The 22,781-nt window shown below is 70.3% G+C and carries 18 protein-coding genes and 2 tRNA genes; 3 read left to right on the plus strand and 17 right to left on the minus strand.

All coding sequences use genetic code 11. From position 1 onward, the window contains the following. Positions 1-2: 2 nt before the first annotated feature. Positions 3-1,877, minus strand: coding sequence for an AMP-dependent synthetase/ligase (locus ACYUED_RS14345; RefSeq protein WP_491292675.1), 1,875 nt, complete (start codon positions 1,875-1,877; stop codon positions 3-5). 263 nt (positions 1,878-2,140) lie between these two features. Beyond that, positions 2,141-4,009 carry a translation elongation factor 4 gene (lepA, locus tag ACYUED_RS14350; RefSeq protein WP_491292676.1) on the minus strand — a complete coding sequence of 623 codons (1,869 nt, stop codon included), beginning with the start codon at positions 4,007-4,009 and terminating at the stop codon, positions 2,141-2,143. A 220-nt stretch (positions 4,010-4,229) separates the two neighbouring features. Between lepA and rpsT the strand changes: the two genes are divergently transcribed. Continuing rightward, complete coding sequence (gene rpsT / locus ACYUED_RS14355; protein ID WP_266514164.1) at positions 4,230-4,496, plus strand: 30S ribosomal protein S20; 267 nt, start codon at positions 4,230-4,232, stop codon at positions 4,494-4,496. Between the two features lie 647 nt (positions 4,497-5,143). Here the strand turns inward: rpsT and holA are convergent. From holA to leuS, 9 genes are all read right to left on the minus strand, one after another. After that, positions 5,144-6,130, minus strand: a complete 987-nt coding sequence (gene holA, locus ACYUED_RS14360) for a DNA polymerase III subunit delta (RefSeq protein ID WP_266514167.1) — start codon at positions 6,128-6,130, stop codon at positions 5,144-5,146. A gap of 56 nt (positions 6,131-6,186) precedes the next feature. Beyond that, positions 6,187-6,441, minus strand: a complete 255-nt coding sequence (locus tag ACYUED_RS14365) for a hypothetical protein (protein WP_491292677.1) — start codon at positions 6,439-6,441, stop codon at positions 6,187-6,189. A gap of 30 nt (positions 6,442-6,471) precedes the next feature. Next, complete coding sequence (locus ACYUED_RS14370) at positions 6,472-7,353, minus strand: YceI family protein (RefSeq protein ID WP_491294257.1); 882 nt, start codon at positions 7,351-7,353, stop codon at positions 6,472-6,474. Positions 7,354-7,479: 126 nt separating this feature from the next. Beyond that, positions 7,480-8,292, minus strand: a complete 813-nt coding sequence (locus ACYUED_RS14375; protein ID WP_491292678.1) for an arylamine N-acetyltransferase family protein — start codon at positions 8,290-8,292, stop codon at positions 7,480-7,482. A 4-nt stretch (positions 8,293-8,296) separates the two neighbouring features. Continuing rightward, on the minus strand, positions 8,297-10,882 hold the full coding sequence (locus ACYUED_RS14380) for a ComEC/Rec2 family competence protein (protein WP_491292679.1): 2,586 nt from the start codon (positions 10,880-10,882) through the stop codon (positions 8,297-8,299). Continuing rightward, the gene (locus ACYUED_RS14385; RefSeq protein WP_491292680.1) at positions 10,879-11,931 is read right to left on the minus strand and encodes a ComEA family DNA-binding protein; all 1,053 of its coding nucleotides are present in this window, start codon (positions 11,929-11,931) and stop codon (positions 10,879-10,881) included. The genes ACYUED_RS14380 and ACYUED_RS14385 overlap by 4 nt, the downstream gene beginning before the upstream one ends. A 230-nt stretch (positions 11,932-12,161) precedes the next feature. Beyond that, on the minus strand, positions 12,162-13,007 hold the full coding sequence (locus ACYUED_RS14390) for a DegV family protein (protein WP_491292681.1): 846 nt from the start codon (positions 13,005-13,007) through the stop codon (positions 12,162-12,164). Between the two features lie 72 nt (positions 13,008-13,079). Beyond that, complete coding sequence (locus ACYUED_RS14395; protein ID WP_491292682.1) at positions 13,080-13,814, minus strand: hypothetical protein; 735 nt, start codon at positions 13,812-13,814, stop codon at positions 13,080-13,082. A 172-nt stretch (positions 13,815-13,986) separates the two neighbouring features. Beyond that, the gene (leuS, locus tag ACYUED_RS14400) at positions 13,987-16,857 is read right to left on the minus strand and encodes a leucine--tRNA ligase (protein ID WP_491292683.1); all 2,871 of its coding nucleotides are present in this window, start codon (positions 16,855-16,857) and stop codon (positions 13,987-13,989) included. 413 nt (positions 16,858-17,270) lie between these two features. Here leuS and ACYUED_RS14405 point away from each other — a divergent pair, with 413 nt between their 5' ends. Both ACYUED_RS14405 and ACYUED_RS14410 read left to right on the plus strand, forming a co-directional pair. Beyond that, positions 17,271-18,620 carry a ferric reductase-like transmembrane domain-containing protein gene (locus ACYUED_RS14405; protein WP_491292684.1) on the plus strand — a complete coding sequence of 450 codons (1,350 nt, stop codon included), beginning with the start codon at positions 17,271-17,273 and terminating at the stop codon, positions 18,618-18,620. Then, positions 18,617-20,230, plus strand: a complete 1,614-nt coding sequence (locus tag ACYUED_RS14410) for an NADH-ubiquinone oxidoreductase-F iron-sulfur binding region domain-containing protein (protein ID WP_491292685.1) — start codon at positions 18,617-18,619, stop codon at positions 20,228-20,230. Before ACYUED_RS14405 ends, ACYUED_RS14410 begins: the two co-directional genes overlap by 4 nt. A gap of 128 nt (positions 20,231-20,358) precedes the next feature. Here ACYUED_RS14410 and ACYUED_RS14415 read toward each other — a convergent pair. The 6 genes from ACYUED_RS14415 to rsfS all read right to left on the minus strand — a co-directional run bounded on the left by ACYUED_RS14415 (position 20,359) and on the right by rsfS (position 22,694). Next, positions 20,359-20,431 (minus strand) — tRNA-Ala (locus tag ACYUED_RS14415). Between the two features lie 130 nt (positions 20,432-20,561). Then, complete coding sequence (locus ACYUED_RS14420) at positions 20,562-20,795, minus strand: hypothetical protein (protein WP_003976229.1); 234 nt, start codon at positions 20,793-20,795, stop codon at positions 20,562-20,564. A gap of 3 nt (positions 20,796-20,798) precedes the next feature. Further along, positions 20,799-20,972, minus strand: coding sequence for a hypothetical protein (locus tag ACYUED_RS14425; RefSeq protein WP_107057459.1), 174 nt, complete (start codon positions 20,970-20,972; stop codon positions 20,799-20,801). A gap of 399 nt (positions 20,973-21,371) precedes the next feature. Further along, positions 21,372-21,444 (minus strand) — tRNA-Ala (locus ACYUED_RS14430). 135 nt (positions 21,445-21,579) lie between these two features. Further along, the gene (locus ACYUED_RS14435; RefSeq protein WP_491292686.1) at positions 21,580-22,251 is read right to left on the minus strand and encodes a histidine phosphatase family protein; all 672 of its coding nucleotides are present in this window, start codon (positions 22,249-22,251) and stop codon (positions 21,580-21,582) included. Continuing rightward, on the minus strand, positions 22,251-22,694 hold the full coding sequence (gene rsfS, locus ACYUED_RS14440) for a ribosome silencing factor (protein WP_491292687.1): 444 nt from the start codon (positions 22,692-22,694) through the stop codon (positions 22,251-22,253). The genes ACYUED_RS14435 and rsfS overlap by 1 nt, the downstream gene beginning before the upstream one ends. Positions 22,695-22,781 lie beyond the last annotated feature (87 nt).

Raw genomic sequence — 22,781 nt, forward strand, 5'->3', positions numbered from 1 at the left:
GGCTACGCCTCGCGGGCTCCGGCGTACATCTCGTCGATCAGGTGCTTGTACTCCCGCTCGACGACCGGCCGCTTCAGCTTCAGGCTCGGCGTGATCTCGCCGTGCTCCACGTCGAGGTCACGCGGCAGCAACCGGAACTTCTTGACGGTCTGCCAGCGCTGCAGGCCCTGGTTGAGTTCCTTGACGTACCCCTCGATGAGGGCGACCGTCGCCGGCTCGGCGACGACCTGCGCGTACGACTTGCCCGCGAGCCCGTTCTCCTTGGCCCACTCAAGGATGGACGGCTCCTCCAGCGCGATCAGCGCCGTGCAGAAGTTCCGGTCGGCGCCGTGCACCAGGATGTTGGAGACGTACGGGCAGACCGCCTTGAACTGCCCCTCGACCTCGGCCGGCGCGATGTACTTGCCGCCGGACGTTTTGATGAGGTCCTTCTTGCGGTCGGTGATGCGCAGGTAGCCGTCCGGGGACAGCTCGCCGATGTCGCCGGTGTGGAACCAGCCGTCCGACTCCAGCACCTCGACGGTCTTCTCGGGCAGCCCGTGGTAGCCCTCCATGATTCCGGGGCCGCGCAGCAGGATCTCGCCGTCGTCCGCGATGCGCACCTCCGTGCCGGGCAGCGGCTTGCCGACCGTGCCGGTGCGGTAGGCCTCGCCGGGGTTCACGAAGGAGGCCGCCGAGGACTCCGTGAGGCCGTAGCCCTCAAGGATGTGGATGCCCGCGCCGGCGAAGAAGTAGCCGATCTCCGGCGCGAGCGCGGCCGAACCGGACACGCAGGCCCGCAGGTTGCCGCCGAACGCCTCGCGGATCTTGGCGAAGACCAGCGCGTCGGCGACCTTGTGCTTGGCGCCCAGTCCGAAGGGGACCGACGCCGTGCCGGTGCGCCGGAAGTTGTCCTGGGAGACCTTGGCGTACTCGCGCGCGACCTCCGCGGCCCACTGGAAGATCTTGTACTTGGCTCCGCCGCCGGCCTTCGCCTTGGCGGCGACCCCGTTGTAGACCTTCTCGAAGATGCGCGGGACGGCCGCCATGTACGTCGGCCGCACGATCGGCAGATTCTCGATGATCTTGTCGACGCGGCCGTCGACGGCGGTGACGTGACCGACCTCGATCTGGCCCGAGGTGAGCACCTTGCCGAAGACGTGCGCGAGCGGCAGCCACAGGTACTGCACGTCCTCGGCGCTGATCAGGCCGGTCGCGGAGATCGCCTTCGCCATGTACGACCAGTTGTCGTGCGGCAGGCGCACGCCCTTGGGGCGGCCGGTGGTGCCGGAGGTGTAGATGAGGGTGGCGAGCTGGTCCTTGGTGATCGCCCCGACCCGCTCCCTGATCAGGTCGGGGTCCTTCTCCAGGCGAGCGGCGCCCCTGGCCTCCAGCTCGGCGAGGGTGAGGACCCAGTCGCTCGTCTCGACGCCGGCCGAGTCGATCACGACCACATGGGTGAGGGCGGGCAGCTCAGCGCGCTTCTCCACCACCTTGGCGAGCTGGGCCGCGTCCTCCGCGACCAGCACCAGGCTCTCGGAGTCGGAGAGGATGAACGCCGACTCGTCGGCGTTGGTCTGCGGGTAGATCGTGGTCGTGGCGGCCCCGGCGCACATGATGCCGAGGTCGGCGATGAGCCACTCGACCCGGGTGGAGGAGGCGAGCGCGACGCGCTGCTCGGGCTGCACACCCAGTTCGATCAGGCCGGCGGCGATCGAGTAGACCCGCTCCGCGGCCTGCGCCCAGCTCAGCGCCTTCCAGTCGTCGGGGCCCTCACCGGACACGGGGGCCACCGGGTAGCGGTACGCCTCCGCGTCCGGCGTGGCCGCAACGCGCTCCAGGAAGAGGGCCGCCACGCTCGGCGGACGGTTCTCGATCAGTGTCTGTGTGTCGCTCACGACATCCTCCGGGGCCCGCGGCAGCGCGGCTGGCTCAAGTGCGGCGGTATTGACTGCGTGTATTCACGCGAGCCGTTGTTTAACTCGCGAGTAACTATCGAGCAGAGATCAGGGTAGAGCCCGACCGGCCGGTTCGTAAGGGGCGGCGGCCTGTCACTTCGTACAGAGAGCGACGCTACGCACGCGTAGGGGCCCGTCGCGCTTTCGGTACGACGAGCCCCTGTTGTGTCCGGTTTGGTGCCGCAACCCGTTGTTACCCGGGGTTACTTCTTGCCCTTGCCCGACCCCGCACTGTCATCGCTGGAGAGCACGGCGATGAACGCCTCCTGGGGAACCTCCACGGAACCCACCATCTTCATTCGCTTCTTGCCCTCCTTCTGCTTCTCCAGGAGCTTGCGCTTACGGGAGATGTCGCCGCCGTAGCACTTGGCGAGGACGTCCTTGCGGATGGCGCGGATGGTCTCGCGGGCGATCACCCGGGAGCCGATGGCGGCCTGGATGGGCACCTCGAAGGCCTGCCGCGGGATGAGCTCGCGCAGCTTGGCGACGAGCCGCACACCGTAGGAGTAGGCCGCGTCCTTGTGCGTGATCGCGGAGAACGCGTCGACCTTGTCGCCGTGCAGCAGGATGTCGACCTTGACCAGGCTGGAGGTCTGCTCGCCGGTGGGCTCGTAGTCCAGCGACGCGTAACCGCGCGTCTTCGACTTCAGCTGGTCGAAGAAGTCGAAGACGATCTCCGCGAGCGGGAGCGTGTAGCGGATCTCGACCCGGTCCTCGGACAGGTAGTCCATGCCGAGAAGAGTCCCGCGCCGGGTCTGGCACAGCTCCATGATCGCCCCGATGAACTCGCTCGGGGCGAGGATCGTGGCGCGTACGACGGGCTCGTACACGTCGTTGATCTTGCCCTCGGGGAACTCGCTGGGGTTGGTGACCGTGTGCTCGGTCCCGTCCTCCATGATCACGCGGTAGACCACGTTCGGCGCGGTCGCGATCAGGTCGAGCCCGAACTCGCGCTCCAGCCGCTCACGGATGACGTCCAGGTGCAGCAGGCCGAGGAAGCCGACACGGAAGCCGAAGCCCAGGGCGGCGGAGGTCTCCGGCTCGTACACCAGCGCGGCGTCGTTGAGCTGCAGCTTGTCGAGCGCGTCGCGCAGCTCGGGGTAGTCGGAGCCGTCCAGCGGATACAGCCCGGAGAAGACCATGGGCTTGGGGTCCTTGTATCCCCCGAGGGCCTCGGTCGCGCCCTTGTGCAGGCTGGTGATCGTGTCACCGACCTTGGACTGGCGGACGTCCTTCACACCGGTGATGAGGTAGCCCACCTCACCGACGCCGAGTCCGTCGGCACCGAGCATCTCGGGCGAGTTCGTCCCGATCTCCAGCAGCTCGTGCGTGGCGTTGGTGGACATCATCCGGATGCGCTCGCGCTTGTTGAGCTGCCCGTCGATGACTCGTACGTACGTCACGACGCCGCGATAGGAGTCGTAGACCGAGTCGAAGATCATCGCGCGGGCGGGGGCGTCCGCGACGCCGACCGGGGCCGGGATCTCCTTGACCACCTTGTCGAGCAGCGCGTCGACGCCGAGACCGGTCTTGGCGGACACCCGCAGCACGTCGTCCGGGTCGCAGCCGACGAGATTCGCGAGCTCCTCGGCGAACTTCTCGGGCTGCGCCGCCGGCAGGTCGATCTTGTTCAGTACGGGGATGATCGTGAGGTCGTTCTCCATCGCCAGGTAGAGGTTGGCGAGGGTCTGGGCCTCGATGCCCTGGGCGGCGTCGACGAGGAGTACGGTCCCCTCGCAGGCGGCGAGCGAGCGCGAGACCTCGTACGTGAAGTCGACGTGCCCCGGGGTGTCGATCATGTTGAGGATGTGCGTGTCGGTCTTGTCATGGGTCGGGGCCCACGGCAAACGCACCGCCTGGGACTTGATCGTGATGCCGCGCTCGCGCTCGATGTCCATCCGGTCGAGGTACTGAGCACGCATCTGCCGCTGGTCGACCACGCCGGTCAGCTGGAGCATGCGGTCGGCGAGCGTGGACTTGCCGTGGTCGATGTGCGCGATGATGCAGAAATTGCGGATCTGAGCCGGGGCGGTACGGCTCGGCTCGGGCACATTGTTAGGGGTCGCGGGCACGCAGGGTCCTGTCTCTTGAGGCGCCTTATGCCTCGGGTCGGATCTATACGTAGGCTCCATGGTCCCACGGGCGGGGACCGGGAACCGTTTTGGGCCATGGGCCGGGCCCCTGGTAGCCTGGGTGGCTGTGTCTCCTGCCCTCTCAGCACGAGGCATACTCCAGAAAATCACCGGGACGGGTCCCTTGCGGCCCCGGACCAGAACCTGAAAAGGCTCATCAGTGGCGAACATCAAGTCCCAGATCAAGCGGATCAAGACCAACGAGAAGGCCCGGCTGCGCAACAAGGCCGTCAAGTCCTCCCTGAAGACCGCGATCCGCAAGGCCCGCGAGGCCGCTGCCGCGGGTGACGTCGAGAAGGCCACCGAGCACGAGCGCGCTGCCGCGCGTCTGCTCGACAAGGCCGTCTCCAAGGGCGTCATCCACAAGAACCAGGCCGCCAACAAGAAGTCGGCGCTTGCTTCCAAGGTCGCTTCCCTCCAGGGCTGAACCTCTCACTGATCTGACCGGTCCTACGGGACCGAACAGCCGGAAGGACCAGAGCGGGCCCTCTCTCATCCGCTCCCGACCGGCTCCCAGAGCCTGTACGCGGCCTGCGTTCGCCACGCGGGTACGGGCTCGACATCGTGAACCGAAGGCCCCGCTTCCCACCCTTCCCCAGGGTGGGGGCGGGGCCTTCGCCACTTCTTGCGTTCTTGGTGGGCCCGAATCAGGGGTCCGGGGACGCGGGCCTCCGCACTTCCAGCGTGCTTGGTGAGGGGAAGGGCGGCCCCTCAATCAGCCCGTCCGGCGCTTGAGGACGAGGCCGTCCAGGCCGAAGCGGGGGTCTGGGGGGGGGCGGCAGCCCCCGGGGGAAGCGACAGGGGCAGCCCCCCAACCAGCCCGTCCAGCGCATGAAGACAAGGCCACCCAAGCCAACGCGGGGGACTGATCGCGGCAGCCCCCGGAGGAAGCGACAGGGGCAGCCCCCCAACCAGCCCGTCCAGCGCATGAAGACAAGGCCACCCAAGCCGAAGCCGGGGGGCTGGGGCGGCAGGGGCGGCGCCCCTGGGAAGGGGACGGGTAGGGGCGGCGGGGGCGAGAACACACGGCGCCGACACCGACGCAGGCCCCGCAACACCCACCCCCATCCACACTTACCGCCCGCGCGACCGCGCTGCCCGCGCAATGGTCACGACGGCCTTCTCCAACGCGTACTCGGGATCGTCCCCGCCCCCCTTCACCCCCGCGTCGGCCTCAGCAACCGCCCGCAACGCTTCAGCAACCCCATCCGGCGTCCACCCCCGCATCTGCTGCCGCACCCGATCGATCTTCCACGGCGGCATCCCCAGCTCCCGCGCCAGATCGGCCGGCCGCCCCCCTCGCGCGGAGGACAGCTTCCCGATGGCCCGCACCCCCTGCGCCAGCGCACTGGTGATCAACACCGGCGCCACCCCGGTGGCCAGCGACCACCTCAGCGCCTCCAGCGCCTCGGCCGCCCGCCCTTCCACGGCCCGGTCGGCAACCGTGAAACTCGACGCCTCGGCCCGCCCGGTGTAGTACCGCCCGACAACGGCCTCGTCGATGGTCCCTTCCACATCCGCGACCAACTGGGAAACGGCGGACGCCAGCTCCCGCAGATCGCTCCCGATCGCGTCGACGAGCGCCTGACAGGCCTCGGGCGTGGCAGACCTCCCGACCGCCCTGAACTCCCCCCGCACGAAGGCCAGCCGGTCCGCCGGCTTGGTCATCTTCGGGCAGGCCACCTCACGCGCACCCGCCTTGCGCGCGGCGTCGAGAAGCGCCTTGCCCTTCGCCGCGCCCGCATGCACCAGCACGAGGGTGATCTCCTCGGCGGGCGCCCCGAGATACGCCTTCACGTCCTTGACGGTGTCGGCCGAAAGATCCTGCGCATTGCGTACGACCACGACCTTCCGCTCCGCGAAGAGCGACGGACTGGTCAACTCGGCGAGCGTGCCGGGCTGCAACTGCTCCGGGTTCAGGTCACGTACGTCCGTGTCGGCGTCGGCGGCCCTGGCGGCGGCCACCACCTCCCGCACGGCACGGTCGAGCAGGAGGTCCTCCTGGCCCACGGCAAGCGTCACCGGGGCGAGAAGGTCGTCATCAGCAGTCTTCCTGGCCATCGCGACAAGCATCGCACGCACCACTGACAACGGGCTCCCGCCGCAGGCTCACCGGCTCACGGCTCCTCCCGCCACCCGTCCCACGCCCCCACGAACTCGTCCAGCTCCCCCGGATCCAGCCGCCCGTCCTCGTCCCGCAGCACGACCAGCCACTGCGCGTCCTCCGCGTCGTCCTCACCGGCCAGCGCGTCCCTGACGAGCCGCGGTTGCTCGGACAGCCCGAACCGCTCCCCGAGCGCCTCGGCCACCTCCTCCGCGGCATCACGGTCCGGCAGCACCAGGACATGTCTCACATCGCTCACGGCAGCCATTGTCCGGCACTGACGTCAGGCTCCCGCAGGTCACCCCTTGCGCACGACCTGCACATCGAGGTCGATCCGGATGCTCGGCCCCACAACCGCGATCCCCCGCGCCAGCATCGTCTGCCAGCTCACCGTGAAGTCGTCCCGATGCAGCTCCGTCGTGGCCCGGCAGGCCGCCCGCACCTCGCCCTCCATGCCGTTGCCGAGCCCGAGGTACTCCGTGTCGAGCGTGACCGTACGGGTCACGCCGTGCAGCGACAGCGCCCCCGTGACCGCCCACCGGGTGCCGCCCTTGTGCACGAACCGCTCGCTGTAGAACTCCAGCGTCGGAAAGCGCGCCACGTCCAGGAAGTCGCCGGAGCGCAGATGGTCGTCCCGCATCCTGACGTTCGTGTCGATGCTCGCCGCGTCGATCACCACATGCATCGCCGACTGCTCCATCGGATCCGCGATCCGTACAGCCCCCGCGAAGGAGTTGAACCGGCCGTGGATCCGTGCCAGCCCGATGTGCCGCGCGGTGAACCCGATCGAGGAGTGCGCAGGCTCGATCTCCCAGTCGCCCGCCGCGGGCAGCTCCGGCGGCCGCGCGACCTGAAGCGTCACGTCGCCCAGCGAGGCCAGTGCATTCTCCCCGACGGTCGCGCTGGCCCGGTACGGCGTGTATCCCTCGGCCGACACCGCGAGCCGGTACTCCCCCGCGGGCACCGTCGTCACGAACGACCCGAAGGGATCCGTCTCCCCGCCGGCCACCTTGCGCCCCATGGGGTCGCTGACGGCGAACTCCGCATGCGTCACCGGCGCGTGGACCGGATCCAGCACCCGGCAGCTCAGCACCCCGGCCGTCGGCGGGGTCTGCACCGCCGCCAGTGGACTCGTCCGTTGTTCTCTGCTCGTTCGGTTTGCCAACCAGCGGCCGAACATCCACGCCACCCCTGTGCACCTCGACGTCACACGCTGCCGAAGACACATTCGATCACCGTTGTGGCTTTCGAGGCAACACGCACTGCCTACGCACGAGTAGCAACGAATGGTCCCTCGTGGACCCAATCAGTCGCTCCTGCGCGGATTTCGCACAGTCGGCACGCAGCCGAGCTCGATCCCGAACCGGTCCCGGTACACCCCGAGCACCTCCTCGTCCGTGCCCAACTCACGCTCCTCCCGCACCCCGTCCGGGCCGGTCACCTTGAAGGTGCGCCCGCTGAGCGTGATCCTCCCTCCGTCCTCCGTCACCCTTGAACACACCAACGACTGCACGAAGTGCGACACGGGCGAGGTGCTGTGCCACCACGCCCCGGCCACGAAGTCGCCGAGCTCACGCGGCCGCACCTCCAGCCGGTACTGCGGCCTGCCGTTCACGACGACGTCCAGGTCCGGCCCCGCCTCGACGATCCGGAATGTGCCGCCCGGATCCTTCTGCTCACCCCTCTCCCCGAACGCCAGCGGCCAGTGACTGTGCGCCCCGAAGCCGACGTCCGCCAGCCAGTCACTCCCGTCCACCGTCCGCACCCGCAGCGCGAGATGGTCGCACGGGATCCCGAGCCGCCCCTCGTCGCCGTGCACCCGGGCGGCGAGCAGGGTGACCTCGAAACCCAGTGCGGCGAGCAAGGCCCCGAACGCCCCGTTGAGTTCGTAGCAGAACCCGCCCCGCCGCGCCCCCACCACCTTGTCCAGCAGCCGCTTCTCCTCCAGCACGATCTCCTCGCCGAGGTGGATCGACAGGTTCTCGAAGGGCACGGCCTGCAGGTGACGCAGATGCAGGTCGCGCAGACCCTCGATGGTGGGGGTGGTGGGCGCGGTGGGCCACTGAGCGGGCTCGATTCCCAGACGGCGGAGGTAGGCGTCGACCTGTGAGCTATGCATGCCCTCAGTCTCGCGCCACCTGCAACTCCCTGCCCGTCCCCGTCCCCGTCTCCGTCTCCGTGACCGCCAGCGCCCCGTCCCGGTCCGTCCGCAGCACCAGCGCGCCCCCGGCCCGCAAGGCCGCGACCGTGCTGGGGGCCGGGTGCCCGTAAGGGTTGTCCTTCCCGCAGCTGATCAGCGCGATCCGCGGGGCCACCCTGCGTATCAGCTCCGGGTCCTGGTAGGCCGAACCGTGATGGGCGACCTTGAGGACGTCCACGCCACCGAGCTGTGCCCCTTGCGGCGAACTCAACAGCGCCTGCTGGGCCGTGGGTTCAAGATCCCCGAGCAGCAGGAGCCGCAGCCCGGCCGACCTGACGAGCAGGGCGACGCTGGCGTCGTTCGGCCCGTCCGGATCAGGTGCCGGGCTCGGCGGAGGCCACAGCACCTGCCAGGACAGCGAACCGGTGCGCCGCTGCTCGCCGGCCACGGCCCGGGTCACCGGGATGCGCCGTGCCGCCGCCTGCTTCCGTACGAACTCCACCTGGTCCGCAGGCTCGTCGAAGCCGGTCGTCTCGATCGCCCCCACCGAACGCCCGCGCAGCACACCGGGCAGCCCGGCCACATGGTCCGCGTGGAAGTGGGTCAGCACGATCAGGGGGATCCTGGTGATGCCGAGCGTGCTCAGACAGTGGTCGACGAGCCTTGGATCGGGCCCGGCGTCGACCACCACACCGCTGCCGTCCCCCGCCGCGAGCACGGTCGCGTCGCCCTGCCCCACGTCACACATCGCGAACCGCCATCCCGGCGGCGGCCACCCCGTGATCACCCTCGTCAACGGCGGCGGCTGCACCACGAGGAGCACGAGCAGCACCCCGCAGGCGGTGCACACCCAGGGATGTCTCAACAACCGGCGTCCGGCCAGCAGGACGGCCACCGTGACCAGCGCGAGCAGGCCTGCTCCGCTCCAGTCGCCCGGCCAGTCCACTCCCGCGCCGGGCAGGGCCGCCCCGGTCCGGGCGATGTCCGCGATCCAGTCGGCAGGCCAACTCGCGCACCAGGCCAGCACCTTGGCCACCGGCATCAGCACCGGGGCGGTCGCCAGCGCCGCGAAACCGAGCACCGTGGCCGGCGCCACCGCGATCTCCGCGAGCAGATTGCACGGCACCGCCACCAGGCTCACCCGTGCCGACAGCACGGCGACGACCGGTGCGCACAGCGCCTGCGCCGCGGCCGCCGCAGCCAGCCCCTCGGCCAGCCTCGGCGGGACCCGGCGCCGCCGCAGCGCCTCGCTCCAGCGCGGAGCAAGCGTGAGCAGGGCTCCGGTGGCCAGCACGGAGAGCAGGAAGCCGTAACTCCGAGCCAGCCAGGGGTCGTACAGCACGAGCAGCAGTACCGCCGTCGCCAGCGCCGGGACGAGCGATCTGCGGCGTCCGGTCGCCAGGGCCAGCAGCACGACGGCACCGCAGGCCGCGGCACGCAGCACACTCGGATCCGGTCGGCACACGACCACGAAGCCGAGTGTGAGCGCTCCCCCGAGCAGCGCGGTCATCCGCAGCGGGATGCCGAGCCGGGGCGCGAGCCCCCGGCGCTCCACCAGTTGCGCCATGCCCGGCGGTCCGATGAGCAGGGCGAGAATGATCGTGAGGTTGCTCCCGGACACGGCGAGCGTGTGCGCGAGGTCGGTGTCCTTGAAGGCCTCGTCCAGTTCCGGAGTGATCCGCGAGGTGTCCCCGACGACCAGCCCGGGCAGCAGCGCCCGCGCGTCCGCCGGCAGTCCTTCGGTCGCCTCGCGCAGCCCGGCCCGCAACCGCCCGGCGAACCGCTGGATGCCCGACGGTCCTTCCGTCACCTCCGGCACGGCCTGCCCCCGCACCCGCAGCACCCCGGCGATACGGTCCCCACCGACCGCCGCGGGCGCCGACCGCGCAACGACCCGCAGCCGGGTGGAGGGCAACAACTCGAGCCAGGGGGACCGTGATCGCCCCTCAACGTCGGCCTTCGTTCGGGCACTGCCCGCCCCCACGTCGACGATCACCAACACCGGTGCCCGCGTCGCCAACGCCGCCCCGTCCGCTTCCTCGACCCGCCGTACCTCCCCCTCCATCACCACGGAGGCGGGAGCGGCATGATCCCCTCTGATCCGGGGCCTGGTCAGCCGCGGGTCGGAGGTGATCTCGACCTCGGCGGTCACGGTGGCGTACTGCCGGGCCAGCCCGGGCACGGGCCCGCGCCGCAGGTCGGCTCCGTGCAGCCCGGCGGAGACGGCGGCAGCGGCGACGCAGAGCAGCAGGGCAGCGACCGGGGCCCGCGGCCACAGACCCGGCATAGGCGTCGGCGTTGGCTTCGGTGTCGGCGAACCGGCTCGTCCTCCCCGTCGCCGTACCGCCAGCAGGACCACCGCAGCAGTCAGGCAGAGGACCGCGACACCCGCGACCCAGCCGGACGGCGCGTCCAGCATCAACGCCGCCGTCGCCCAAGCCGCGAGTGCGGGCGGTACGAGGCGTAGGTCCGTCGGTCCTTCCTGTCTGGGGTGGGCGGTTCCGAGCCGTCCTCCTGAGGCGGCGTGGACGGTGGCGCGCCCGGGCGGGGGCGCTGGCGTGCGCCTCATGGCCGTACGAGATTCCGGAGGTCGGCGAAGCGGCGGTCGCCGATGCCGTTGACCTCGCGCAGCTCGTTCACGGAGCGGAAGCCGCCGTGCTGTGTGCGGTAGTCGATGATGTGCTGGGCGAGCACGGGGCCGACGCCCGGCAGGGTGTCGAGCTGGTCCACGGTGGCGGTGTTGAGCGCGACCGGAGCAGCGGGAGCAGCACCCGCCGGCGGGCCGGCCGGGCCGCCGCCGGCCACACCGCCCGAACCGGGTGCCGGGGCAGCGGAACCGCCGACGATCACCTGCTCACCGTCCACAAGGAAGCGGGCCCGGTTCAGGCCGTCCGTGCTGGTGCCAGGGCGCACCCCGCCGGCCGCGTGCAGCGCGTCGGCGACACGTGACCCAGCGGGCAGGCGGTGGATCCCGGGGTCACGGACCTTGCCGCTGACGTCCACGACGATCTCGGCCCCGGCGGTCGCCGCCGTCCGCGCGGTGCCCACGGTGTCCGGCGCCCCGGCCGATGCGTCCGGCTCCGGCTCTCCGCTCCCCTTCCGTTCACCGAACGGAGCCGCTGCCCGCACCACTTCGGGCGCCCGCACGGACTGTGTCCGCCCGACCCAGAAGTGCTGAACGGCGAAGACGGCGGCCACGACAAGCAGCGCCCCGAGTGCGAACACGCTGCGCCGCTCCAGCCCACACCTCGCCTGCAGCCACAACGGCATCCGCTCCCGCAGAGCATGCCCGGCCCGCGCACGCCAGGCCTCTCCTGCCGGGGAAACCTCCGTGCCCTCAACCGCTTCTCTCACCGGAGTCGCAGAGAACGAACCGTGCTCGCCGTCCTCCTCCACAGGCAGCACCGGCGGCGGCCCGGTCCCCAACTCCCGCCGATCACCGGCACGTTCGGGAAAGAGTGCCTGCGCACGCCGGCGGGCTTCCTCCGCCGACGCGTGCCGGTGCCGGGCACGGCTCCTCAGCGGCAGCGGGCGAGGGCGGATCCGGCCGTCGGAGGCGGGTCCGCGTCCCGGGCCGCTGGAGACGGTCGCTGTACGTGAACGTGATCGAAGTGCCATGCGACGAGGATCGGACAGCCCGCCGATCTCGCGATGATCTTGCTCAATTCCCGGGGATTACCAGCCAGTTGTGGATAACCACGTCACCCACACGAGCGGAACGACCCACAGAAGACAGCACACGGAAGACACCACACAGCAGAAAGCACGGCGCAGAAAGCACCCAACCCGCAGCACCCGGCACCCGGCACCCGGCACCCGGCACCCGGCACCCGGCGACTGCACCGCCGTCACCGCGGCGAGACCACAGTCCCCAGCAACCCCGGCCCGGTATGCGCTCCGATCACGGCCCCCACCTCACTCACATGCAGGTCCACCACCCCGGTCACCCGCGCCCGCAACCGGTCCGCGAGCGCCGCTGCCCGGTCGGGGGCTGCGAGGTGGTGGACAGCGATGTCGACCTGTGCGCTGCCGGCGCGCTCGGCCACGATCTCCTCAAGGCGGGCGATCGCCTTCGACGCGGTGCGGACCTTCTCCAGGAGTTCGATACGGCCGCCGTCCAGCTGCAGCAGCGGTTTCACGGCGAGCGCGGAGCCGAGCAGCGCCTGCGCGGCGCCGATCCGGCCGCCGCGGCGCAGATAATCGAGGGTGTCGACGTAGAAGTAGGCCGCCGTGCCGGAGGCCCGCTTCTCCGCGGCGGTGACGGCCTCGTCCACCGTGCCGCCGGCCTCCGTCGCCTCCGCCGCCGCCAGCGCGCAGAAGCCGAGTGCCATGGCGACCATGCCGGTGTCCACCACCCGCACCGGTACCGGTGCCTCGCGCGCCGCGAGGACCGCCGCGTCGTACGTACCCGAGAGCTCGGCGGAGAGATGCAGGGAGACGATACCGGTCGCACCGGACTCGGCGACCTTGCGATAGGTCTGGGCGAACAGCTCGGGACTGGGACGCGAGGTGGTGACGGGGCGCCGCTTCTGGAGTGCCTGGGCCAGGGAACGGGTCGAGATCTCGGTGCCCTCGTCCAGCGCCTGGTCGCCGAGGACCACGGTCAGCGGCACCGATGTGATGCCGTGGCGCTCCATCGTCCGCGGCGGCAGGTAGGCCGTTGAATCGGTGACGATCGCGACATGGCGGGACATGAGCTGGAGGTTACCTGCCGTAGTGCCCGGGCGGCAGCCCGGCCCCTCTCACCTGGTATGCCCTTGACCGGATCAAGTAGTGCTCTCGGGGCGGGGCTTCTTCTGCCAGGGGTAGGAAGGGCGCCGCACCGGCGGGGTGATGGCGGTCCGCGTCGGCTCCTCGGCCGTGCGCGACCGGGGCGCCTCCGGCCAGGTCTGCCGAGATGCCTCGCCGTCGGCGGCCGGGGCGTCGGGCCACGGCGGCGGGGCCGACGCGGGCTCCGCCGTCGTCCAGTGCCGCAGGGCACCGGCCTCCACGTCTATCTGCGCGCTCAGCGAGTCCAGGTCGTCGTCGGCGAAGCGGCGGGCCCGGTCGCGGGCGGCCCAGCGCAGTGAGTCGGCCGCCTGAACGATGCGCTCGGTGCGCTCCCGCAGGTCGGGCAGCCGCTCGGCGAGAGTGGTCCGGTCCGGCTCGGCCTCCAGGCGCCTGAGCTCGCCGTCCAGTTCGTGCCCGTGCGCGCTGAGGCGCTCGAAGAGGCCCAGGGACTCCTTGAGGGACTCGTCCTCGGCCACGCCCGCGTGCAGCGCGTCCTGGGTCGCGCGCATCGATGTGCGCAGCTTCAGCCGCAGTTGGGCCAGCTCGCCCGCCGCTCCCGGCTGGACGAAGGACTTGGCCCGCAGGGTGTGGTCCTCGACCGTGCGGCGGGCCTGGGTGATCGTGCGGTCCACGCCTCGCTTGGCGGCGCCGACCGCCTTCACCGTGGCGTAGGCGCCGAGTACCAGGAAGAGCACGAAGAGCAGGGCGAATACTGCGATCACTGCTTCCACCGCTCCTCCTCCGACCGGTCGCGACCCATACGGCGTCGCTCTTCCACGGTAAACGAGACGGGCAGGCGCGGAGTTCCAGACGAACCCCGAACCTGCCCGTAGGGGACTACCCCGAGGCGCTCACGCCCCAGGCCTCCGGCGCCTGGGCCACCGGCACCCAGACCGCAGGCGCCTAGGCCGGAACGATGTTCACCAGCTTCGGTGCCCGCACGATGACCTTCCGGATGCCCGCGCCGTCCAGCGCCGCGACGACCTTCTCGTCGGCCAGCGCGACCTTCTCCAGCTCCTCCTCGGAGATGGACGGCGAGACCTCCAGCCGCGCCTTGACCTTGCCCTTGATCTGCACCACGCAGGTCACGCTCTCGTCGACGACGTACGCCGGGTCGGCGACCGGGAAGTCCTGGTGGACGACCGAGTCGCTGTGGCCCAGCCTGCTCCACAGCTCCTCGGCGACGTGCGGGGCCAGCGGCGCGACCAGCAGCACCAGCGGCTCGGCGACGGAGCGCGGCACCGCGCCGCCCGCCTTGGTCAGGGCGTTGTTCAGCTCCGTGACCTTGGCGATGGCGGTGTTGAAGCGCAGGCCCTCCAGGTCCTGGCGCACCCCGTCGATCGCCTTGTGCAGGGCGCGCAGCGTCTCGTCGTCGGGCTCGGCGTCGGAGACGGTGACCTCACCGGTGGCCTCGTCGACGACGTTGCGCCACAGCCGCTGCAGCAGCCGGAACTGGCCCACGACCGCGCGCGTGTCCCACGGCCGCGACACGTCCAGCGGGCCCATCGCCATCTCGTACAGGCGCAGCGTGTCGGCGCCGTACTCGGCGGCGATCTCGTCCGGAGTGACCGCGTTCTTCAGGGACTTGCCCATCTTGCCCAGCAGCCGGGAGACCTTCTCGTCCTGGTAGTAGTACGCGCCGTCGCGCTCCTCCACCTCGGCGGCCGGTACCGCGATGCCGCGGCTGTCGCGGTAGACGTAAGCCTGGATCATGCCCTGGTTGAACAGCTTGTGGAACGGCTCCGCGGAGGAGACGTGCCCCAGGTCGAACAGGACCTTGGACCAGAAGCGCGCGTACAGCAGGTGCAGTACGGCGTGCTCGGCGCCGCCGACGTACAGGTCGACACCGCCGTGCGGCTGGCCCTCGCGCGGGCCCATCCAGTACTGCTCGATCTCCGGGTCGACCAGCTTCTCGCTGTTGTGCGGGTCCAGGTAGCGCAGCTCGTACCAGCAGGAACCGGCCCAGTTGGGCATGGTGTTGGTCTCACGGCGGTACCGCTTCGGGCCGTCGCCCAGGTCCAGCGTGACGTTGACCCAGTCCTCGTTGCGGGACAGTGGCGTCTCGGGGGACGTGTCGGCGTCGTCCGGGTCGAAGGTGCGCGGCGAGTAGTCCTCGACCTCCGGCAGCTCCAGCGGCAGCATCGACTCGGGCAGCGAGTGGGCGACGCCGTCCTCGTCGTAGACGATCGGGAAGGGCTCGCCCCAGTAGCGCTGGCGGCTGAACAGCCAGTCACGCAGGCGGAAGTTGACCGTGCCCTCGCCCAGGCCCTTGCGCGCCAGCCACTCGGTGATGCGCGCCTTGGCCTCGGCGACGTCCAGGCCGTCCAGGGAGATGTCGTCGTTGGTCGAGTTGATGATCTTCGCGTCGTACGAAGCGAAGGCGTTCTCCCACGTCGACGTGTCGGTGCCGCGCCCGTCCGTCGGCTCGACGATGCAGTTGACCGGCAGTTCGAAGGCCCGCGCGAACTCGAAGTCGCGCTGGTCGCCGCAGGGTACGGCCATGATCGCGCCAGTGCCGTAGCCCATCAGGACGTAGTCGGCGATGAAGACGGGCAGCCGGTCTCCGTTGGCCGGGTTGGTCGCGTACGCGCCGATGAAGACGCCCGTCTTGTCCTTGGCCTCGGCCTGCCGCTCGACGTCGGACTTCGAGGCGGCCTGCGCGCGGTAGGCGGCGACGGCCTCGCCCGGGGTCGCGTGACCGCCGGTCCACACGTCGTGCGTGCCCTCCGGCCAGGCGGCCGGGGTGAACTTCTCGACCAGCGGGTGTTCGGGCGCCAGCACCATGTAGCTCGCGCCGAACAGGGTGTCGGGGCGCGTGGTGAAGACCGTGATGCGCTCGCCGTCGATCGGGAAGTCGACGCGGGCGCCCTCGGAGCGGCCGATCCAGTTGCGCTGCTGCAGCTTGATGGCCTCGGGCCAGTCCAGCGCGTCCAGGTCGTCCAGCAGCCGGTCGGCGTACGCGGTGATCCGCATGTTCCACTGGCGCAGCTTGGCCTTGAAGACCGGGAAGTTGCCGCGCTCGGAGCGACCGTCGGCGGTGACCTCCTCGTTGGCCAGCACGGTGCCCAGGCCGGGGCACCAGTTGACCGGCGCGTCGGAGGCGTACGCCAGGCGGAACTCGCTCAGGACGTCGGCACGCTCCATGGCGCTCAGTTCGTGCCACGCGCGCGTGTGGCCCGGTACGGCGCGCTCACCGGTCTCGAACCGGGCGATCAGCTCGGAGATCGGGCGGGCCCTGCCGGCCTCGTCGTCGTACCAGGAGTTGAAGATCTGCAGGAAGATCCACTGGGTCCACTTGTAGTAGTCCGGGTCGATCGTGGCGAACGACCGGCGCCTGTCGTGGCCCAGGCCCAGCCTGCGCAGCTGGGACTTCATGTTCGCGATGTTGGCCTCGGTGGACACGCGCGGGTGCGTGCCGGTCTGCACGGCGTACTGCTCGGCGGGCAGGCCGAAGGCGTCGAAGCCCAGGGTGTGCAGGACGTTGTGGCCGGTCATGCGCTGGAAACGCGCGAAGACGTCGGTGGCGATGTAGCCCAGGGGGTGACCGACGTGCAGACCCGCACCGGAGGGGTACGGGAACATGTCCATGATGAACTTCTTGGGACGGGCGACGACCTCGGGGTCCCCGGCCAGATCACCCTTGGGGTTCGGCGCAGCGTAGGTACCCTCGGCGTCCCAGAAGTCCTGCCAGCGTGCCTCGATCTCGGCCGCCACGGCGGCCGTGTAGCGGTGCGGCGCGGCCACCTCGGCGGCAGCGGGGTTCGTCTCGCTCATGATCCTTAAGCTCCATCGATCGTCTCTGCCTGCGGCTGTGTCGTCGAGAAACGAAAAATCCCCTCACACAGGAGGGGACGCCGCGCCGATGCCGACCTGCCGGTTCCGGCGGTCGGGACTGATCAGCGCGGCTCGCTAAGCAGAAGGCGTACGGCACGCATGCGGTTAGGGTACCGCAGCGCTTGAGCACGATGCGACGCGCGTGCGTATGGCTCCTTGGCATCGGTCATCACCCGACAAAAACTGAACCAAGGTCAAACGTTACTTCGCGTAACGACCAACACCGGGACATCGCAACAAGCGCGCGGTCCTTTGATAACAACGCAATAACTCAAACCTCGTACCGATCGGTATGGAGACACTTAGAGTTCGGCAGCGGGACCGCCTTCCCGAACTGCTTCGGAGTTGCCCCCATGAACGCTCGTCGTAGTAACACCTCGCTCCCCAAACCGGGCCGGTCGGCCTACGGGGTGGCCTCGGCTGTCGTACTGCTGCTGATACCCGTCGTCGTGATGCTCGGTGGCGACTGGCTGCAGCAGTTCCTGAACTTCGGTGCGGGCGTCCTGTCGCTCGTCTGCCTCACCTGCTCGGTGATCTGGGGCCTGGTGGCCCAGGACCGGCTCGTCCTCAACATCCGCCAGCGCATCGTCGCGCAGGGCATCCACCGGGTGACCGCCGTCGCCTCGATCGCGTTCCTGTTCATACACATCGGGGTCAAGCTGGCACTGGACCACGCCGACTGGATCGCGGCCCTGCTCCCCTTCGGCTGGCTCTTCTCGGGCACCGGCGGAGCGAACCCGGGCAGCGCCACCCTCATCGGCATGGGCTCCCTGGCCGCGTACCTCATGATCTTCGTCGGCATCACCGGCGCGCTCCGCAACCAGTTCGCCTCCCCGGCGCCGGTCGCGGCGCGCTGGCGTGCCATGCACATGCTCGCCTACCCGGCCTGGTGCGCGGCGCTGCTCCACGGCCTGTTCGCGGGCCGGCCGGCGAAGACGTTCTTCATGGTGTCGTACGAGCTGTGCGTGGTCGCGGTCGCAGCGGCCCTCGCGCTGCGTGCGGCGCCGCGCCCGTTCAAGCGCAAGGTCGCCGACCGCCTCGCCATGATTCTGGGCAATGAGCCGGGGCCGGTCCGCGCCGAGGAGCTCGAAGCCAGTCGCGCGCGCGTCGCCGAGGGCTCCTCGGCACTGCCCGGCTACGAGAACAGGCGGGCACCGAGGCAGTCGGTCACCGACACGGGAAGCATCCCGGCGGCAGCACCCCTGTACGAGGCCCCGGCCTCGCGCACCATGTCCCCCGAGCCCTCGAACGGCTTCGCGGCCGCCTATCGCGCCGTCACTCCCCAGCAGCGTGGACAGCAGCCCTACGCGGCCGACCGGACCGCGCGCATGGACATGCCCGTGGACATGCAGGCCACGGAGGCGATCCCGCGCATGGACGGCGGCGGCAGCACCTCGGGGAGCTGGCCGGTCCCCCTGCCTCCTCCGGTCGGCGAGGCGCCCCCATCGGCGTACGACCCGATGCAGGACACCGGATACAACATCCCGACCTACGACAATTCGAGCACAGCCGCCTATCGCAACAGTGATGTGTACGACACCGGTGAGACGAACACGGGCTACGCCACGTACAACCAGAGCGACACGTACAACCAGAACGGCACGTACCACAGCGGTCCCGCCAACGAACCATCGCCCGGTGCCTCGTACGACGCACCGGGTTCGGGCGAACCTTGGAACACGCCCTCCGGAGGCTATAGGTGAACGAGGCCCTGCCCGACGTCCCGGAAGTCCGCGTGGTCGGCCTTCCGCAACTGACGTCTGGCTTCGACCTTGTCGAAAGACTCGATCTGTCCATGCACCTCAAGGTGCACGGGCCGCTCGAACCCCTGGGCGGCGAGCAGCTCGCCAAACTCGCCGAGAACATCAACCTGAAGGGCCGCGGCGGCGCGGGCTTCCCCTTCCACAAGAAGCTGCGCTCGGTCGCCGAAGCGGCGATCAAGCGCGGCGTACGGCCCGTCGTCGTGGTCAACGGCAGCGAGGACGAGCCGGCCTGCCGCAAGGACACGGTGCTGATCAACCGTGCCCCGCACCTCATCCTGGACGGCGCGCTGCTGGTCGCGGAGGCGCTGGGCGCCCGCACGCTCGTGGTGGGGGTCACCCGTGAGTCGACGCAGCGCTCGATGGAGGCCGCGCTCGCCGAGCGCGGCCTGAGCAACGGACGCCGCTCGGCACTGAAGGCCTGGGTCCAGCGCAACCCGGTCCGCATGGTCACCGGCGCCGCCGCGTCGCTGATCCGCTCCATCGACGGCGGCCCCGCGATCCCGCCCGGCCGCAAGGTCAGCGCCTCCCAGAACGGCGTGGGCGGCGCACCCACCCTGCTGTCGAACGCCGAGACGTTCGCCCAGCTGGCGATCGCCGCCCGCATCGGCCCGGAGCGCTACGGCAACACCGGTCTGTACGACGAGCCGGGCACCGTCATGCTGACGGTCTCCGGCGCGGTCGCACGCCCCATGGTGATCGAGGTCCCCACGGGCGTCCCGCTGCGTTACGTCCTCCAGCTCGCCGGCGCCCCGCCGGTCCCGCAGGGGGTGCTGACGGGCGGCTACCACGGCAAGTGGATCGACGCGGCGACGGTCAACGAGGCGATCGTCTCCCGCAACTCCCTGGACGCGGTGGGTGGAGCGCTGGGCGCCGGCGCGATCCTGCCGATCACTCAGGAGACCTGCCCGCTGGGCGAGTCGCTGCGCGTGGCACAGTGGCTGGCGGAGGAGAGCGCGGGCCAGTGCGGTCCCTGCTACCTCGGTCTGCCGGCCGCCGCGCGCGGCATGGCGGACATCCTGGGCGGCGGCGGCCCGGCCGCACTGGAGGCGCTCAAGCAGGTCGCCAAGAACGTGAAGCGGCGCGGCGCCTGCTCGCACCCGGACGGCTCCGCGATGTTCCTGGAGTCGACGATCAAGGCGTTCACCGACGACCTCGCCGCGCACGTCCTCGGGAACGGCTGCGGACGGCCCGTGGAGGGCGTTCTGCCGCTCTTCGAGGGCGGCCAGATGCCCGCGGGCATCGCGGGCGGCGGAGAGCCGGAGGAGAACGGCCCCAGCCGCCAGAAGATCTACGTGGACTGGACCCTGTGCCGCGGCCACGGCCTGTGCGCCGACATCCTCCCCGAGGTGTTCGAACTCGGCGCCGACGGCTTCCCGACCGTCGCCCAGGCCCAGGTGCCGCGGTACGCGGAGGCCAAGGCCCTGCGCGCGGTGCGCCGCTGCCCGGCACTCGCCCTGCGCATCGAGGAGGAGGCGGCACGCGACCGGGCACCCTCCCGCAACCTGCCGGTCCTCTCGCAGGGCCGCGGCCGGCGCGCGCTGGGCCGCTGAGCCCGAACGGCCGCTGAACCGGACGGAAACGGCGGGCCACCCTCCTCGGGGTGGCCCGCCGTCATGTTGCACCGCTCACACACGTGGAAGGCGGGCCATCCATCGGATGACCCGCCTTCCAAGTCCTGTGGAGCTAAGGAGAATTGAACTCCTGACCTCCTGCATGCCATGCAGGCGCTCTACCAACTGAGCTATAGCCCCTCGCGTCACCCGGCGAAGCCGGATATTGGCGCTGTCCGGCAGGTTTCCCCGGCGGCGACGCCAACATTACACGGTCGACCGGGTGCAACACCAAATCGTTTCCGTCGGCCAAGGACAAGGCCGACGGGTGTCATGCCGTGACGAACGAATAGAACCGCTTCAGTGTGCAGTGCTCCTCAAGGAGGCGGCCGTAGATCGGCTCGCCCTCCAGTTCGCGGTACGTCTCGATCGGATCGCCCTTTATGATCAGCGCCCTCGCGCATTCCTCGCACCAGTACTGGTAGTCGGGGTTGACCGGCTCCATGTCCCGGACGATGGGCGTACCACTGCCGCACCAATCGCACTTTCGCCTGTGTGCACCCATCGATCAGCTCCAGCTGTGGCCGCAGGCCGTGCACACGTAGGAGATTCCGCCGTTGTCGCCGAGCACTTGGGCGACATGGACGGAACCACAGGAAGGGCAGCTCAGACGGGTGACCGTGTCCCGTGTCGACGCCGCTTCGAGGAGGTGGCCGACCTCCTCGAGGATGCTCGCAGGCATCACTGCTCCCTCCCGTCGGGCCGCGCTCCCTTCCGGCCGTTTGATTCTGCCACGGCCGGAGCAATACGGTCAGCGACGCCTCAGTACCAGTCCGGACACGGCACCCTCCGCGGCCGTCCCGGCCGGCGCGAACGTGCACGCCAAAGGCGCCTCCGCAGAGATATACGCCGCCGGGCCCCAAGTGACTCAAGACGCTTGGGGAACAGTGTGCCGAACGCGGCGAGCCCAGTCAGCCGTCCGAACTGCGCGACCGTGACGAGCGGGCCAAGTCGGCCCCGGAGGCGTGGAGTTCGGTGCCGAGGTGGCTCCCACGTGGCTGCGGCGCCGTACGGCCCACCCCCCGCGGTGGTCTGCGACAACGAAAGATCCCGCCCCCCTGAGGGGACGGGATCCGATCTGTGGAGCTAAGGAGAATTGAACTCCTGACCTCCTGCATGCCATGCAGGCGCTCTACCAACTGAGCTATAGCCCCTTGTCCTTCTGTCATGTGGTGGAGCCACATGATGTTTCGCCCCGCTCGGCGGGGCGAACAAGAAGAACTTTAGCCTGCGACCTGCCGGAAAGTGAAATCCGGATCAGGGGCCCGGCACGACGGCCGGTCCGGCGTTCAGTCGTCGTCGCCGAGCACCGGCTCCGGCAGCGTGCCGGCGTTGTGCTCCAGCAGGCGCCAGCCGCGGGCGCCCTCGCCGAGGACGGACCAGCAGCAGTTGGAGAGACCGCCGAGGCTCTCCCAGTGGCGGGCCTCCAGGCCCAGGAGGCGTCCGATGGTGGTGCGGATCGTCCCGCCGTGGCTGACCACCACGAGGGTGCCCTCGTCGGGGAGCTTCTCGGCGTGCCGCAGCACGACGGGAGCGGCCCGCTCGGCCACCTCGGTCTCCAGCTCGCCGCCGCCGCGGCGGACCGGCTCACCGCGCTTCCACGCGGCGTACTCCTCGCCGTGGCGGGCGATGATCTCGTCGTGCGTCAGCCCCTGCCAGACGCCCGCGTAGGTCTCGCGCAGCCCCTCGTCGTGGGTGACCTCGAGGCCGGTGAGCGCGGCCAGCTCGGCCGCGGTGTTCGCGGCCCGCTGGAGGTCGGAGGCGACGATCGCGTCAGGCTTGAGGGAGACGAGCAGCCGGGCGGCGCGGCGGGCCTGGGCCACGCCGTCCTCGGTGAGCGGCACGTCCGTGCTGCCCTGGAAGCGGCGCTCCACGTTCCAGGAGGTCTGGCCGTGCCGCCACAGAATGACGCGGCGCCCGCGGCCGGGACGGCCCGCGGACACCTCACCGGTGGCGCTCATCACCATTCACCGCCCAGGTCGGCCGCCTCCTCGGCAGCCCGCAGCTTGGCGTGCTCCTCGGCCTTGCCCCGGGTGGCCTTCGCGTCGGCGGGCAGCTCCAGCTCGGGGCAGTCCTTCCACAGCCGCTCCAGGGCGTAGAAGACACGCTCCTCGCTGTGCTGGACGTGGACGACGATGTCGACGTAGTCGAGCAGGACCCAGCGGGCCTCGCGGTCGCCCTCGCGGCGCACCGGCTTGACGCCGAGCTCCTTCTGGAGCCGCTCCTCGATCTCGTCGACGATCGACTTGACCTGGCGGTCGTTGGGCGCGGAGGCCAGCAGGAAGGCGTCCGTGATCGACAGGACGTCGCTGACGTCGTAGGCGATGATGTCGTGCGCGAGCTTGTCGGCGGCCGCCTGAGCGGCGGCGTTGATGAGCTCGGTGGAGCGGTCAGTGGCGGTCACTACGTGGCTTTCGGTCGGCGGTCACTTGACGTCAAGGGTCTCACGGACCGCCGGGAGCACCCCACGCGTTTGGGGGATCACGTGGGG

The sequence above is a fragment of the Streptomyces sp. DF42 genome (assembly GCF_058267695.1).